This window comes from Carboxylicivirga taeanensis (assembly GCF_051851475.1).
Classification (GTDB): domain Bacteria; phylum Bacteroidota; class Bacteroidia; order Bacteroidales; family Marinilabiliaceae; genus Carboxylicivirga; species Carboxylicivirga taeanensis.
This window is the reverse complement of the sequence record NZ_JBPUSJ010000083.1, coordinates 1-1,067: the sequence shown is the minus strand read 5'-3', so window position 1 is coordinate 1,067 and position 1,067 is coordinate 1. Positions and strand designations below refer to the sequence as shown.

Below are 1,067 nucleotides of genomic sequence, written 5' to 3'. Positions count from 1 at the left end.
ATGGAAATTTAAAACAAAATACAGCGCTTTGGCTTTGTTCAATTTGGAAAGTTGTAAGGTTAAATCCCTTTACGCTCCATGCGGCAGGCCGTTAGCGCAAATATGATGAAGACATTACTACATATAGGATTTTTGCTAATATCATTTAGCTCATTTGCTCAATTTGATAAACTGACTATTGATTTTAAACCATCATTTATAGAAAGTTCAAGATTGACAATTCAACAAAAATCAGATGATTACTTGTTAACTCTAGAAACAGCCGATTTTTCAGACAAAAGTATTGTTTCAGATTCAGCTCTGCTAAACTTATCTAACTACTTGAGAGATTATGATTTTGCGCATAAAGGCTCAATTGACACAATTGGACAGGAGACAGTTATTGAAAACGGAGATACTACTGTTTATTATCATTTAAGCATGGGGACTGATGGGATTAATGTGTATGGAGAAGTATTGGAAAATGACCAAAAGAAAACCTTCAAATTTTGGTCACCAGATAAAGAAGATACAAACCATGAATTGATAGAGATTTTATTCTCGTTGATGTATACAAAGTTTAATAAACAGAAAACAGTAACCTATTTGGAACAACTAGAACAGTACTTTGATTTTGGATTAGGATTACGGAAACTACATGACAATCCTTTAACTTTTAAATTATATGGCTCAATTTCATCTAATGAATTAGATGAGTTATATGCGTTTTTTGATAGTCTTCCTGTTGATAAAAAAGTCTTTATTGATATGTCCAATTTTAACGGTATGGGGACAATGTTCGATGAGGATTTTCTTGAATTATCCGAATCCCATAAATTAATTAAATGGATTAACTGTTCAGAAAACGCTAAACTGACATTGAAACGAGCTGAAATAAAAAAGAATAGATATAAATAAAATACTTGCGCTAACAAACCGTCATAATGCATAGCTTGCCGCAGGCGCAACACAAGCAACGCATCATACGGCAGGCCGTTGTGGTGCATTCTACACATCTCGCAAAAGGGAAGACTAAATTCTTGAGCTAATGTGCAAAATGTTAAAGAACTAAATGCAAATTGACAATA

At 33.1% G+C, this 1,067-nt stretch carries 1 protein-coding gene; it reads left to right on the top strand.

Annotated elements, in window-relative coordinates:
* The first annotated feature begins 102 nt into the window (after positions 1-102).
* The gene (locus ACSX1H_RS19325) at positions 103-897 is read left to right on the top strand and encodes a hypothetical protein (RefSeq protein WP_439185896.1); all 795 of its coding nucleotides are present in this window, start codon (positions 103-105) and stop codon (positions 895-897) included.
* Positions 898-1,067 lie beyond the last annotated feature (170 nt).

Bases quoted from the DNA above. Each gene is read 5' to 3' on its own strand.
- ACSX1H_RS19325 (WP_439185896.1), top strand. From the start codon at position 103: ATGATGAAGACATTACTACATATAGGATTTTTGCTAATATCATTTAGC.